Genomic DNA, 13,424 nt, shown 5'->3' with positions numbered 1-13,424 from the left:
TAAGAAATTGCAACTTAAGGGTATTTATATGGGTAATTTATTTTGAGCTTTTTGTCAAGCTCTCCTGATCTTTCTGAATAAATTTCGAGTCAGATATGCATAAATTCTATATAATTTTTATCCTACCACTACTCATTCGGTAAAATGGATCATATAGATATTATAAAGTCAAAATTATTGTTGTCCGACATAGTAGGAAAAAAAGTTAGGTTAATAAAAAGAGGAGATAGTTTTGTTGGACTCTGCCCATTTCATAACGAAAAAACTCCATCTTTTTCGGTCAGCAATGTTAAGGGCTTATATTACTGTTTCGGTTGCTCAGCTCATGGTGATGCGTTTGAATTTATTTCACAAACTGAGGGCTTAAGTTTTAAGGAAGCGTTGGAAAAATTGTCATCTGTTGCAGGTGTTGAGTTACCCAAAAACCTCAGCTTTGCTAAAGAAAATGACAAACTGTTTTCAGCACTGAATTTAGCTGCAAGTTGGTTCGCGCAGAAAAATCGAGGTGTTATGGCTTATTTAAGGCAGCGCAAGATCTCACTCAAAATCATAGATAAATTTAAGATAGGTTATGCACCAAGTTCTGGCTTGAAGGAATATTTGAACTCCTCTGGTATTAAAGACGAGATTTTGATCGATGTTGGGTTAATAAATAAGAATTCTCGTGATTATTTCTATGATCGGCTGATATTTCCTATACACAACATCACGGGCAAAGTTATTGGTTTTGGCGGACGTGCGCTGAACTCTGAGCAACAGCCGAAGTATCTAAACAGCCCAGAGAGTCAGCTCTTTAAGAAAAGAGAAAATTTATATGGATTAAACTTTGCTTTGAGTGAAATACGCAAAAAACAGCATCTATTTGTTGTTGAAGGATATATGGATGTAATAGCACTACATCAAGCGGGAATTAGCAATACAGTTGCTCCGCTTGGTACCGCAATTTCTGCAGAGCAGATAAAAAATCTTTGGAAACTTGCTAAAGAAATTTCTATCTGTATGGATGGCGATAGTCCTGGATGTCATGCTGCTATTCGAATTGCAGAACTTGTTCTGCCGATACTGGAGCCTGGATACACATTGAAGTTCGTGACTTTGCCAAGCAACAAGGACCCATACGATATATGCAATGAACTAGAATATAAGACGGAAGATGTACTATCCGCTTTTAACCGCTCAACAGAACTGCACTCTGAATATTTATGGCATCACATAATTGGTAGCAATTTGCAAAATTATGAAAAATTTGCTCCGGAAAAATATTCAATTCTTGAGCACAAGTTCATGAAATATGTCAATGCTATCGGTAACAGCAGTATTAGAAGGTATTATAGAGATTATTTTTACAATAAGGTCAGTGAATTAAGAAGAAACTTTAAAAAGCTGATTTTTAATAGCAAAGCAACAAAAGGTGAGTATCTTTACAATAAATCTCCAGAGCTAATTGAAGCAGAGCAAAATCAGGCCATAATTTTGCGTATAGCCGTAGAATTTCCTGAAATCTTGAACCGTCCTATATTTTTTGAGCAATTTTCTCATTTCGAATTTACTAATGAGATGAAAAAATTACAACAGTGCGTAATTAATATGGTAACTAGTGAGAGCAACTTTAATAAAGAAATTCTGCTACAGGAGTCTAGTGTTATAAAGTTTATATTTGAAAAAACTAGCGTACTAAATAGTCAATTAAGTGAGAAGAGATCGGCAGAAACTGTCTGGAATAACATAGTATTACGGAAAGAATTAAATGTATTACAAGAAGAAAAAATTAAAGCAAGGCTGGGCGGTAATTTTGACTTAGAGGAAAGGCTAATAGAACAAATAAAGCAAATAGAGGATAGTATACAAGAAATGCAAATGGAATTTATTCAAAAGTAGATGGCTTAAGATGTTCAAAATTATTAGAAAAACACTGTATTAGTATTTGCTTAAAATAGCTTATTCTAGTATATTTCTGGTTTGTTCAACTACGATAAGTGTTTTCATTTCTTCCTCTTATTATCTTTCTAGCCTTATACCTTGGAAGTGGTATTTATTTTTCTTTTATCGGACTTGGTAATCCTCTTCATCAAATTTCACCGTTAGTTTGCTTATTACCAGCATTATTTTTTGCTATTCTATTTAATAAAAACAAAATTCAGCATAGCGTTGATACTCTTATAAAAGGTATGGGGAATAAAACTACTCTTACCGTGTGTTTGATTTTTCTCCTTGCTGGGGCATTTTCTACTGTTACTCAATCGCTTGGTAGTATAAATGTTATTGCTAGCTTAACTATTTGCTTTCTTCCAGCACAATTATTACTTCCTGGAATGTTTTTACTTTCTACTTTTATTTCAAGTGCAATCGGCACATCAATCGGAGTTATTGCACTTATAACACCAATAGCTGTTAATTTAGCACAAAATGGAGCTTTTGATTGTGCAGTGGGTGTTGGAGCTGTGATAGGTGGGTCTATGTTTGGCAGCAACCTTTCAATGATATCTGACACTACTATTGCTGCTACTTCTTCACAAGGAGCTTCAGTAAAGGATAAAATAAAACTCACTTTCAAGACAGGATCTGTTACAGGTCTTATAATACTTATTTATCTAGTAATAATTTCAAATAGTACAGAAGTTGTTTCTATCTCAAGTCTGAATTATTTATCCATAGTCAAAATTATCCCTTATATATCTTTAATAATTATGGGTTTATTTGAAATAAACACTCTGGTAACATTAGCTATTAATATGGTTATTGCTGGGATATTAGGAATAGCTTTTTTTGATTATTCTCTTATTGAATATTCTCGTGACATATATAGGGGTTTTTATAAGATGAATGAAGTAATGATATTTATTCTCTTCAGTAGTGGATTAAGCCACTTAATGTACGAATACAGTCAGAAAAAGATAGATAAATTCACCGATGAGGTGAATCTCACAAGAAGTCAAGCTGAACTTATGATTGCAGGAATATCATCTTTGTTTACTATTTTAGTTTCCAGCAATGTTGTTGCTATTTTATTAACTAGTAATATTGCGAAAAGGCTTGCGCAAAGATATAACATTGCACCACACCGTAGTGCGTACTTATTAGAGATATTTACTTCTATCACAAAAAGTATCTTACCTTATGGTTCTCACGTATTACTAGCAAGCAGCATTGCCTCTCTGTCACCTATCATCGTACTAACAAAAGTATATTATTGTTTTGTTTTTGCAGCAGTTGCGATAGGTGAAATAGTGATTAATGACAGACGTCATGTGGTTGTAGCTCCTCAATTACCATAAACAACTCTTCTGTAGCTTTGTGGAAATTATGCTAACCATGGATGGCTTTCTTGCATAGTACTAACAGACATATGGTTTTAGAGTATCATTATAGGGATTTGGTATTAATAATTCAGGAATACTGGGAACATATAAATTCATAAAGGGTTTTGAGTTTTTTTGCTCTACCAAATGATCTTTACGAACTTGTTATTTATTATAAATGCAATAGGAAATACTATATGAGATATGATAGTAAATATAGGTCCTAATAGGAATACAGATTACAAAAGATAGGCAATGGAATTACAAAGAGTTTGCAAATATTAGTTATTATTTGTAGAATATAGAGAAATTAGTAGAGATTTTAATAGTATGCCATCCGTTACTTTTATTTTACCTGATGGAAGTAAGAAAAGTTATGAAGCTGCAGAGGGAGAAACTCTTCTTAATTTAGCCCATAGAAGTGATCCAGATCTGCTTGAAGGTGCATGTGAAGGTTCTCTTGCTTGCTCTACATGCCATGTGATTGTTGATCCAAAATTTTATGATGTTGTAGAAACACATAATCCTATATCTGATGAGGAAAATGACATGCTGGATCTAGCTTTCGGTTTAACAGAGACATCGAGGCTTGGATGCCAAATAAAAATCACAAAAGATATTGGCGGTTTGTGCGTAACCGTGCCCAGAGGTACAAGAAATATATCATTAGATAAATAAGAGGATAATGCGTAAAATTTTTATCTATATTCTCATCTCCTTACCTTTGTTTATTCCTCTAGCGTATAGTGGTTTTTGGTATTTTTCTGCATTTAAGGTAAAAAGTCTTTTAACTGATTACATTAATGACGAAAAAGTTGATATTTCACATGATTTTAAGGGATTTCCTTTTAACCTAGTTTTTCGTGTAACGAATCCAAAATTTTCTAATGAGCAATTAACTGTTTCATCTGAAGCTTTAGTGATAAAAAACAGATTATTTGATAAGTCAGTATATATCTATATACCAAGCAATAAAGTAAACATTGCTGTCCGTAGTGATGAGAAAAAGAATATAAAGTGTCACACACACGTGAGTAGCCACTTTGTTGTTAAACTAAATGATTTACTATCTTCATTAAAATTCAACAGAAATAGCACTGTAATAGACTATATAGATACATTTCGTTACGAAGATTATGGATTAAAATGTGATGTTTTAGAAAATCAGCAAAGTGTTATAACTGAAGTGAATGATAAAAGTAATTACATTCAATTTCACTTTGATAAAGAACTGAATGAAAATACTAAACTAGAATTTGATTTTTATACTTACCGTTATAAACATACTGCAAGTCCTGAAAATTACCTTAGTGTCGACGCTAAATTAGATTATGAATTTGTAAACCATGTTTCAGCTTCTAAGATTAATTTCAACATAGAAAAATTTTTGATTGAGAGTAATAACTTTTCTATTGCTGCGAATGGTGGAGTAAGTAATTACAATTTAGTTACATCTTCATTTGAAGATAAAATCAATGTAGCCATATCAAATTATAAAGAATTAATTTCGTTTATGACTAATGATTCAAAGACTGCAGATAAATTGGAAAAATCAATATCTTCCTTATCAGAAAAAATCACTGATAACGACATTCAATTTTCAATAAAGTACGACAATAATGTAGGTTCAGGCTTTATTGGAAAATTATCCACTACTGATTTTATCACTCAATTCACCAAGAATGAGAATAGTAATTAGCTTACTTTTTACATTGATATTCCATTTAAGCATAAATGCTTTTACTTTGGATGATAAACTAAGAGACGAAAGCATGGAAGAGCGAGCAAGTAGCTTATTTGCAGTAATAAAGTGTCCAGTATGCTCTGGTGAATTATTATCCGAATCTGAGTCTCAAGTTGCATATGGTATGCGTAAGACAATTCGCAAGAAGATCAGTGATGGATATACTAACGAGCAAATAGTTTCAGAGTTAAAAAATTCTTATGGAGATTCAATTATCATTGTACCACCTGTAAAATCTAGTACCTACATTTTATGGTTTATTCCTTTTATAATTCTTCTTATTGGATGTTTTCTAATACGAAAATCAGTTCAGAAAATAGATAAAGTAGTAAAAAGATAACTATAGAGTAAAAGTGAGTTTACAACAAATGCAAGTAGATACTATAAGAACATTTGAGTTTAGATCAAAGATTGTAAGGTTAAATCTTCCATCCAAATAACCACGCACTCTACCTGCTTATCTGGGTAGACTTCTTGCACTAAGGTTTTATAGATCAACATTTGCTTTTTTATTTCATTTGATGAGGAAATAGAAACGTTATGGTGTGATTTATAGTCAATTATGATTGCTTTGTCTTCTGTTATACACAGTCTGTCTAGCCGCACTAATACTGGTTTTCCGTCAATTGTTCCACTAAGTGGAATTTCTGATTTGCCCTCCAAGTCGAACAGGTAATCATATTTTTCATTAAAGGTTAATATTTTGCTGTAAATTTCATCCTTATCTTCACTAGTGTTTATGCTATCAAGATATTTCCTAACCCAATTTTTTCTCCTGTCTTTCTCTATCTTGGGCATATATTGCAATATACTGTGAATTATTAAGCCTCTTGCATAGCTGTCTGTCGTCCCAATGCTCCTTTTTGTCATTCCAGCATTCTCATCTGTCATCCCAGTACTTGACACTGGCTTTTTTTCTCCAGGTTCCAGCGTCACGTGCTGCAATGACATTGATAGGTTTGATGGAGGTGAAATCACTGAAACATCAAAATAATCACGTTTTTTATAAATAGAAGGGTAGTTTGCATTCATGCATAGCACTTCAACTTTTTCTTTAAATATCGGCTGTAAGTATAGTTTTTTCCTCTCATATAATGCTCCATATTGAATAACTAGATCATACAAAGAGCCCTTTTGCACTGGCTCTTTGCCTAAAATGTATAACTCATCTTCAGCACGCGTAAGTGCCACGTACAGCAAACGCAAATATTCGTTATAATCCTCTAGTTTTTTCTCTCTTTTTACTTGATTACAATAAGCATTACTATTTTTGCCACACCAAAATGGTGCTTCCGTTGCATCAAACAAAATATTTTCGCTGTTTCTTGGTACCGTATTTGTGTCAACTAAAAACACTATTGGAGCTTGTAGACCTTTTGATTTATGAATTGTCATTATTCGTACAGCATTGAGTTTTGATTGCATATCGTTTTTAATCTCAGGATTATTTTCTTTGATCCACTGAACAAATGCTTGAAGAGATGGGTGCTCAAATTGCAATACGAGGTTCATAAATTCGTCTAGAATCTCGAAGCACTCAAGACCTAGCCTTGCAGCAAATTTCTTTCTGCCTGTGCGCAATATATGAGTGAATAGTGTAAGGGGGGATTTTGTCTGAGATAAATTAATTAGATAGTTTAATTCATTAGAGATAATCTCCTGATAATCTTGAAGTTTTTCCCACAACGACTGTTCTTTACGATCGTATGCAATATTGAATAAATCATCCTCAGTGAAGTTAAATAGCGGTGATTTTAAAACATTTGCAAGAGCAAGATCATTTGCCTGAAGGAGGAGGAATTCAGCCAAAGCTATTAAGTCCTGCACAGCTATGTAATCCATAATTCTAAAATAATCTCGGCCTATAACTGGTACATTTACTTTTTTTAGTTCACTTATTATGTAGTCAACTAGCGCATTTCGTTGCCGTACCAAAATCATAATGTCCCTTGGTTCTATATGGCGATCTTTGGCGACTAAAATACGCCCTTCGTTTAACCAATTGTGAATTCTTTGGGCTATTGCCTGAGCAAGTAATCGATCCGTTACTACATACTCTTTCCTCTGTGTTAAATGAATTTGTAAGGCTTGCTGCTCTTTCTCTTCATACCCTGGCAGTAACGGCCAAATTTCAATGTATCCTTGATCGGTTTCTCTATATGGAATATGTTTTATCTCGTTATCATCAAAAGATATTTCTTCACGAAAATTGTTGAATATTTTGTCTACAAGCATCAAAATTTCTGGAGTTGAGCGAAATGACTTTTCAAGTTGACATAATATCCAATCTCTACTACCAGTTTTTGTGTAAAAATACTGCTGCATGTAATTAAATAGATGGGGATTTGCTCCTTGAAATCTGTAAATTGATTGTTTTACATCACCAACAACAAATAAAGTTCTCTTTTCATCACCGCCGGTAAAAAATTCATCGCAGAGATTTGTTATAATTTTCCATTGACTAATACTATTGTCTTGTGCCTCGTCAACAAGAATGTGGTCTATTTTTTGGTCTAGATTAAACAATATCCAATCTTTATCGCCTGGATTGCTAAGAAGATTTGTTGCTAAATTGATGATATCATCATAATCAAGCAGTGCATTCTTTGATTTTTCACTATTATATAGATCAACATATACTTTAAATATACTAAGTAAACTACTGGTTCTTGCGAATATTTGATAAGAATTTATATCCTTTACATGGGTAAACAATGCATTTTGAATGCTTTCTATCATTTGCTCTACGTCTTCAAATTTTTCCAAAGCACCCTTTGTTATAATGGATGATATGCTCTTTTTTTCGTACGATTCTGATTTGAGAAATACTTTAGCTAAGTTCTCTATCTTGTTGTCATCCCAGTGCTTGACACTGGGATCCATATTTCTTTTTTTTTGGGTCCCAGTGTCAAGCACTGGGATGACAACATTTGGTACGGACGATTTTCTGCTATTACACCAATCATAAAGTATCGCACTGTAACTTTGATCTCTTTTGCTGCCCTCACTTAATATTTTAGCTAATCTTTTTATCTGCTCAATCGTTTCACTCTGTAAATCGTGAATCTTATCTGGGGCACTTAGTTTATCTTTGATATACCCTAAATTATTTTCTAGAGCTGATCTCTTTATACATAAGGTATAGAGCAAATCACTCAGCTTGTTTTCATCAAATTCAGCTGCAATGATATTTATATCGTCCTGCACAGTTTCATTATGAAGCGTTTTTTCAAATATGATGGAATGCAATTCTTTACATTCGCTCAACGTACAATTTGGAGCGATACCAGCTTCTGTAGGAAAGCTGGAGATTAATTTGTAACAAAAGGCGTGTATAGTTTGAATATTAAGACCAAGATTTTCCAGTTCAGAAAAAAGCCTTCTTGCTCTTGTTAAATAATCTTTATTTTCTCTGGTCACACACTGGGCTAATTGTTCTAAATCTGCGACCAATATACCCTCTGGATATATTGCCCACTTACTAAGTGTACTGTAAATGCGATCCTCCATTTCATTTGCTGCAGCATTGGTGAATGTTAAGCAGAGAATATTTCTCTTATTCTCTAATAGAAGTCTTAATACTCTGTCTATTAAGATCTTTGTTTTACCTGTACCAGCTGATGCACTTACCCATACAGAGAAGTTAGGATTTATGGCATTTGATCTCATTAGGAGTGTATAAAGTTTGACTGAAGTGGCATTTCAAGTATAGTAAATAAGATAGTGTTAGTGAAGATATACAGATGGAAAGTTTTTGTGTAAAGGCTCCTGCAAAGATCAATCTTTTTTTACATATTATAAATAGAGAAGAAAGAGGGTATCATTTAATTGAAAGTTTGGTTGTCTTTGCTAAACTTTCTAATTTTTTAGAGATAAAAGTAGGAGAAAAAAACTTTAGATATGATAACTCTACAGTTGAATTTGTAAATTCTGAGTTTAGAATAAATTATCGATATAATACTATAACGAGAGCAGTGAGTCTACTGCTTAGGCATGCTCCTGTACGCACTAAAGTCACTGTGAAGGTTGTAAAAAATGTACCAATTGCTGCGGGATTTGGTAGTGGTTCCTCAGATGCTGGAGCTGTGATACGCATGCTGGGAGAGCTTTGGAACATTGATAGGCAATTTTTAAATGATATAGCTTTAAGCGTTGGTGCTGATGTACCTGCAAGTATAGATAGTAAGCCAGTTTTTGTCAGAGGTGTTGGTGAGGAATTATGCCCCATTAAACAATGCTCTTTACCCACAAGTCTGGTACTTGTGAAACCGAAAAAAAAGTTTTTGAATACATCAGAAGTATTTTCCAAGTATAAAGAGGATTTCTCTCAGCCAATTAAGTGGAGTGATAACACTGAGGAGAATTTGTTAGAGCTTCTTAAAGAGACAAAAAATGACCTGCAAGAAGCAGCAATAAGTCTTGTACCTGAAATTCAGAATGTAATATCAACACTAGAGTCACAAGAAGGCTCTATACTTTCTCGTATGTCAGGTAGTGGTGTAGGGTGTTTTGGAATGTTTGATAGTGAAGAAAGTGCAAAAGCTGCAGCGGCAAATATCAAAAAGGAATATCCAGAATGGTGGGTGTGCGACACGGAATTAATGGTTTGATTTATGCCCTTAATTATCCAAGAAGAAAAATCTTATAGATGGTTACAGGGAAGAAAGATTTTGGGTAAATAATCAAGAATATCATGGCTCAATTATAATTTTTCCTGAAAAGGTGATTGAATTGAAAGAAAGTGATATAAATAACAAGGAGTATTTTAAATCTTTTTTAACAGAGGAAATAGAGATTTTGATAATAGGTACTGGTAAGATACGCGATTGTTCAATGAAGTCTTATCTTATGGAGCAAAAGAATTTAAATTTTGAATTTATGACGACGGGTTCTGCATGCAGAACCCATAACGTTTTAATATCTGAAGATAGATTTGTTGTCAGTTATCTGATAGCATGTTAGAGATATTTACACAGAGTTTTTTTATAAACAGTCTAATTGCGGTAATTATGATTAGCCTAGTCACAGGAGCTCTAGGGTCATTTATGATATGGCAAAGGTTATCGTATTTGGGTGATAGTTTGTCCCATTCTTCATTGCTTGGTATTGCACTTGCTTTGATCTTTAATATCAGCCCATCGGTAAGTATAATGCTCATTGCAATTATGTTTGCTATACTACTTTCTCTTAATTTTAATAAATTATACTCTGCTGATACGATATTGAACATAGTTACCAATGTAGTTTTATCATCGAGTTTAATACTTATGTCTTTTCTTCCATCAGGTAATAATAGTATTATTAGCTCACTTTTTGGTGACATATTAATGATTGACCAAAGTAATATAATATCAATTTTTCTAACCTCCGTAATAGTTACTTTGATATTAATATTTAGATGGCGCTATTGGCTGATGATTTCGATTAATCAAGATTTGGCAACAGTTGAGAAAGTAAATGTTAATTTTGTTAGGCTAGAATTTTTGATTATACTCGCTATCTTTATTGCAATTTCTGCTCAATTAATAGGAATATTACTCATTGCTGCATTTTTGTTAATACCTGCTGCATCAGCAAGACTCATTTCAAAAACTCCAATGCAAATGATTATTGTTGCAACAGTTTTTTCTGTGATTTCTGGAGTATCAGGTTTGATATTATCTGCAAGTTTTGACTTATTAACTGGACCTGCAATTATACTTATCGCAGCTGTGTATTTAATCATTGCTTATTTTATAAGATTGGTGTTAAGTAGATCGACTTAATTTTGGTCTCGGAAGTTCATAATTCATTAACAAATGAGTGTAACTATCTGAGCGTAAAGTAGTTTTTGCTACGTTGTTTTTATGTGCTAATTGTTAATTTGTGGAGTGAAAGATATGGCCGAAGGATTTTTTTCTAGATATATAGGACAGCCTATAAAAAATTTTTATAATTATGTTACGGGAAAGAAAGAAGTGTCTGATGATATGCAGAATACAGCAAATCAAGAAAGCTCAGAATTGTTGGAAACTGATGTGCAATCAAATGATGTACCACCAAATAGTGATAATATAATATAGATGGCATGAGAATCACGCCATCTAAAGTTAAAAAATTCCTTGAGAAACCCGATACTTTAAGTGGTGTATTAATTCATGGGAGTGACAATAGTAAGGTCGATATTTTTGTACAGGAAATAATTGCCAACTTGAATGAGTATTCAGTTCAGGTGATGGATTTTGCAGTAGTGAATAAGTCGCCTGGCTTGTTATTTTCCGAGTTGGCAAACATTTCGATGTTTACTAAAAAAAGGTTAGTTAAGCTGATAAATGTCAGTGGAAGTATATCTAAAGAGTTAAGAAACATATTGGATCATAATATAGGCGATCATTATATAGTAATGATAGCAAATGATCTTCCATATAGTTCTACAACTAAAAGTTATATGGAAAGCTCAAAAATTTTCGGTGTCATTACCTGCTATAAGGACAGCGGTAGTAATCTTTGTGATATTATATCAAGTTACTTGAAACAAAATGATATAGAGTGCACAAGTGAGATAATCTACCACTTGCAGTCTTATTTTAATCATAGCAAACTGCCTATATATTCAGAGCTTGAAAAATTAGTTTTATATCTAGGAAAAAGAAAAGATCTTAAACTTGCTGATATAGATCTATGCTTTTCAACCTCCGGCAATGATTATGTTACACTTGATAATCTGTGCTCTGCAATAGTGAGTAAAGACATGGGACAATTCATCAAAATTTCCGATGTATTGATATTACAAGAGAATTTTTCACCGATAGCATTAATCCGTATTATATCAAATTATTTTCTACGGCTAGAAAGCGTTTTGCTGTTAATACAAAATGGAATGAATGAACAAGCTGCAATTGACCAGCTGAGTCCTCCATTGTTCTTCAAACAATTGCAGAGTTTTAAATCTCATTTGAAAAGTTTGCAACTTTCAGAACTTAAGAAGATCTTAGAAAATTTGATGAGCTTGGAAGTGACTTGTAAAAGAACTGACTTGGACCATAAAATGATCTTTCAGCATGAGATTAACTATTGGTGTTATTCGTTCAGCAGAGTAGTAAAATAAGGTAGACGAGAAAAAACAACTAAATGTTGTCATGAAAGTAGCTGACACTGGGATGGCTTTGTTGCATCACTCAAGTAAAAAGAGCTAGCAGTTACTGACAAAATTCACTATAAGACAAGCATTTAACCTACGAAAGAAAAATATGTCACAAAAAATGAGAGTCAGTAACTGCCATGAATATAACAAATTTCTCCAAGAGAGGGGAAATATTTTTCATTTTATTAATGAAGCAATTGAGAATTGGTACGAAAAAGGTCCAAAAATGGCTGGTGGCAACTATATTTATAGCGATAAAGTTGTGATTTTAGTGCATATAGTCGCTAATCTCTTTAGAATTGGCTTAAGACAAACGGTAGGGTTTATAGAAGGGTATTTGCAGCAAATAGGAAAAAATTTGCAGATTATCAGCTATTCACAAGCTTCAAGGAGGTTTAGAAAACTCAATATTAAGATCAGTGACTGTAGAGTTAACAAAAATGATACGGAAGGTATTGAAATTGCCATAGATAGTACAAGTATCAGATAATACCCCTGGTCACAGTAAGGAAAATAGCGAAGTATCGCAGTTATAAACAGGTAAGAAAGCTGCATGTAATGCTGGAGATAGGTAGCAAAAAAGTCATAGCTGCAAAATATAGTAGAGGAGTTTATTCTGATCATTACGGAACCTGTGATCTTATTGAAAGAGTTGAAGCTCAATATAAGCACACTGTATGGAGATAGGGCATATAACCGAAAGAAATTATATAAATTGTGCAATGAACTTGGGATAAAGACAAAAATTCCTCTGCAAAATAATGCAGTAGAGCATCCAAAGTTAGACTATATGGCAGAGAGAAATGCTGCAATTAGACTAATAAAGTCATATGATAAAGATAATATAAAGATGTGGAAAAGGCAAATAAACTACGGAAAAAGATCTTATATAGAAAGTTTTTTCTCGCGACTGAAACAAATATTCGGATTTAATTTTCGTAACAAATCTGAGGTTAATCGTGAAAAGGAACTGCTACTCAAGTGTTATTTGCTTAACAAATTTACTGATTTTGGTATGGCTAAATTTGAAATAGTTACATGAATTTGTCGTAAATCACCACTACATGAAGTGTTATGCAACAAAGCCCACTGGGATCCAGAAATATGGGATATGTATAGAAGTTATTTTAAAATACAACGTTTTGGCGAGATTATGGATTCCAGTGTTAGCTACTTGAATGACAGGAGCAGAAACTGGAATGACAAGAAATCTAATATTTTCACATTTCCTGAACAATGCTTATTGGTGTCATTCAAA

The 13,424-nt window shown here is 33.2% G+C and carries 11 protein-coding genes and 1 pseudogene; 11 read left to right on the top strand and 1 reads right to left on the bottom strand.

The annotated features are described in order from the left end of the window. Window positions 1–144: 144 nt before the first annotated feature. The 5 genes from dnaG (at window position 145) to OPR29_RS03110 (ending at window position 5,383) form a co-directional block, all read left to right on the top strand. Window positions 145–1,878 (top strand): DNA primase, encoded by a 1,734-nt coding sequence (gene dnaG, locus OPR29_RS03130; protein ID WP_254229719.1) that lies wholly within the window; start codon window positions 145–147, stop codon window positions 1,876–1,878. Window positions 1,879–1,976: 98 nt separating this feature from the next. Further along, window positions 1,977–3,275: a Na+/H+ antiporter NhaC family protein gene (locus tag OPR29_RS03125; RefSeq protein WP_254229718.1), complete on the top strand. Its 1,299-nt coding sequence runs from the start codon at window positions 1,977–1,979 to the stop codon at window positions 3,273–3,275. Between the two features lie 354 nt (window positions 3,276–3,629). Then, the gene (locus tag OPR29_RS03120; RefSeq protein ID WP_254229717.1) at window positions 3,630–3,977 is read left to right on the top strand and encodes a ferredoxin family 2Fe-2S iron-sulfur cluster binding protein; all 348 of its coding nucleotides are present in this window, start codon (window positions 3,630–3,632) and stop codon (window positions 3,975–3,977) included. Between the two features lie 7 nt (window positions 3,978–3,984). After that, a complete protein-coding gene (locus OPR29_RS03115) occupies window positions 3,985–4,998 on the top strand; it encodes a hypothetical protein (RefSeq protein ID WP_254229716.1) in 1,014 nt (337 codons plus the stop codon). Beyond that, window positions 4,982–5,383 (top strand): cytochrome c-type biogenesis protein, encoded by a 402-nt coding sequence (locus OPR29_RS03110; RefSeq protein WP_010401557.1) that lies wholly within the window; start codon window positions 4,982–4,984, stop codon window positions 5,381–5,383. The genes OPR29_RS03115 and OPR29_RS03110 overlap by 17 nt, the downstream gene beginning before the upstream one ends. A 59-nt stretch (window positions 5,384–5,442) precedes the next feature. On the opposite strand, the gene OPR29_RS03105 is transcribed toward OPR29_RS03110, so the two are convergent. Next, complete coding sequence (locus OPR29_RS03105; RefSeq protein ID WP_265025045.1) at window positions 5,443–8,712, bottom strand: UvrD-helicase domain-containing protein; 3,270 nt, start codon at window positions 8,710–8,712, stop codon at window positions 5,443–5,445. 74 nt (window positions 8,713–8,786) lie between these two features. Here OPR29_RS03105 and OPR29_RS03100 point away from each other — a divergent pair, with 74 nt between their 5' ends. The 6 genes and pseudogenes from OPR29_RS03100 (at window position 8,787) to OPR29_RS06070 (ending at window position 13,208) form a co-directional block, all read left to right on the top strand. After that, window positions 8,787–9,653 carry a 4-(cytidine 5'-diphospho)-2-C-methyl-D-erythritol kinase gene (locus OPR29_RS03100; RefSeq protein WP_007302685.1) on the top strand — a complete coding sequence of 289 codons (867 nt, stop codon included), beginning with the start codon at window positions 8,787–8,789 and terminating at the stop codon, window positions 9,651–9,653. 34 nt (window positions 9,654–9,687) lie between these two features. Then, the gene (locus OPR29_RS03095) at window positions 9,688–10,005 is read left to right on the top strand and encodes an Mth938-like domain-containing protein (RefSeq protein WP_265025434.1); all 318 of its coding nucleotides are present in this window, start codon (window positions 9,688–9,690) and stop codon (window positions 10,003–10,005) included. Beyond that, on the top strand, window positions 9,999–10,808 hold the full coding sequence (locus OPR29_RS03090) for a metal ABC transporter permease (RefSeq protein WP_015588476.1): 810 nt from the start codon (window positions 9,999–10,001) through the stop codon (window positions 10,806–10,808). Before OPR29_RS03095 ends, OPR29_RS03090 begins: the two co-directional genes overlap by 7 nt. 114 nt (window positions 10,809–10,922) lie before the next feature. Next, window positions 10,923–11,105: a hypothetical protein gene (locus OPR29_RS03085; protein WP_007302688.1), complete on the top strand. Its 183-nt coding sequence runs from the start codon at window positions 10,923–10,925 to the stop codon at window positions 11,103–11,105. Window positions 11,106–11,110: 5 nt separating this feature from the next. Further along, window positions 11,111–12,130, top strand: coding sequence for a DNA polymerase III subunit delta (gene holA / locus OPR29_RS03080; RefSeq protein ID WP_007302689.1), 1,020 nt, complete (start codon window positions 11,111–11,113; stop codon window positions 12,128–12,130). Window positions 12,131–12,272: 142 nt separating this feature from the next. Then, window positions 12,273–13,208 (top strand): annotated as a pseudogene (locus OPR29_RS06070) (IS5 family transposase). Window positions 13,209–13,424 lie beyond the last annotated feature (216 nt).

The sequence above is a fragment of the Wolbachia endosymbiont (group B) of Pammene fasciana genome (assembly GCF_947251495.1).
Lineage (GTDB): Bacteria > Pseudomonadota > Alphaproteobacteria > Rickettsiales > Anaplasmataceae > Wolbachia.
This window is presented reverse-complemented; position numbering and strand designations above follow the sequence as displayed.

Excerpts from the sequence above, each read along its gene's own strand:
- OPR29_RS03090 (WP_015588476.1), top strand. The coding sequence starts at position 9,999 with ATGTTAGAGATATTTACACAGAGTTTTTTTATAAACAGTCTAATTGCG.
- holA (WP_007302689.1), top strand. The coding sequence starts at position 11,111 with ATGAGAATCACGCCATCTAAAGTTAAAAAATTCCTTGAGAAACCCGAT.
- OPR29_RS03085 (WP_007302688.1), top strand. The coding sequence starts at position 10,923 with ATGGCCGAAGGATTTTTTTCTAGATATATAGGACAGCCTATAAAAAAT.
- OPR29_RS03100 (WP_007302685.1), top strand. The coding sequence starts at position 8,787 with ATGGAAAGTTTTTGTGTAAAGGCTCCTGCAAAGATCAATCTTTTTTTA.
- dnaG (WP_254229719.1), top strand. The coding sequence starts at position 145 with ATGGATCATATAGATATTATAAAGTCAAAATTATTGTTGTCCGACATA.
- OPR29_RS03105 (WP_265025045.1), bottom strand. The coding sequence starts at position 8,712 with ATGAGATCAAATGCCATAAATCCTAACTTCTCTGTATGGGTAAGTGCA.
- OPR29_RS03110 (WP_010401557.1), top strand. The coding sequence starts at position 4,982 with ATGAGAATAGTAATTAGCTTACTTTTTACATTGATATTCCATTTAAGC.
- OPR29_RS03120 (WP_254229717.1), top strand. The coding sequence starts at position 3,630 with ATGCCATCCGTTACTTTTATTTTACCTGATGGAAGTAAGAAAAGTTAT.
- OPR29_RS03115 (WP_254229716.1), top strand. The coding sequence starts at position 3,985 with ATGCGTAAAATTTTTATCTATATTCTCATCTCCTTACCTTTGTTTATT.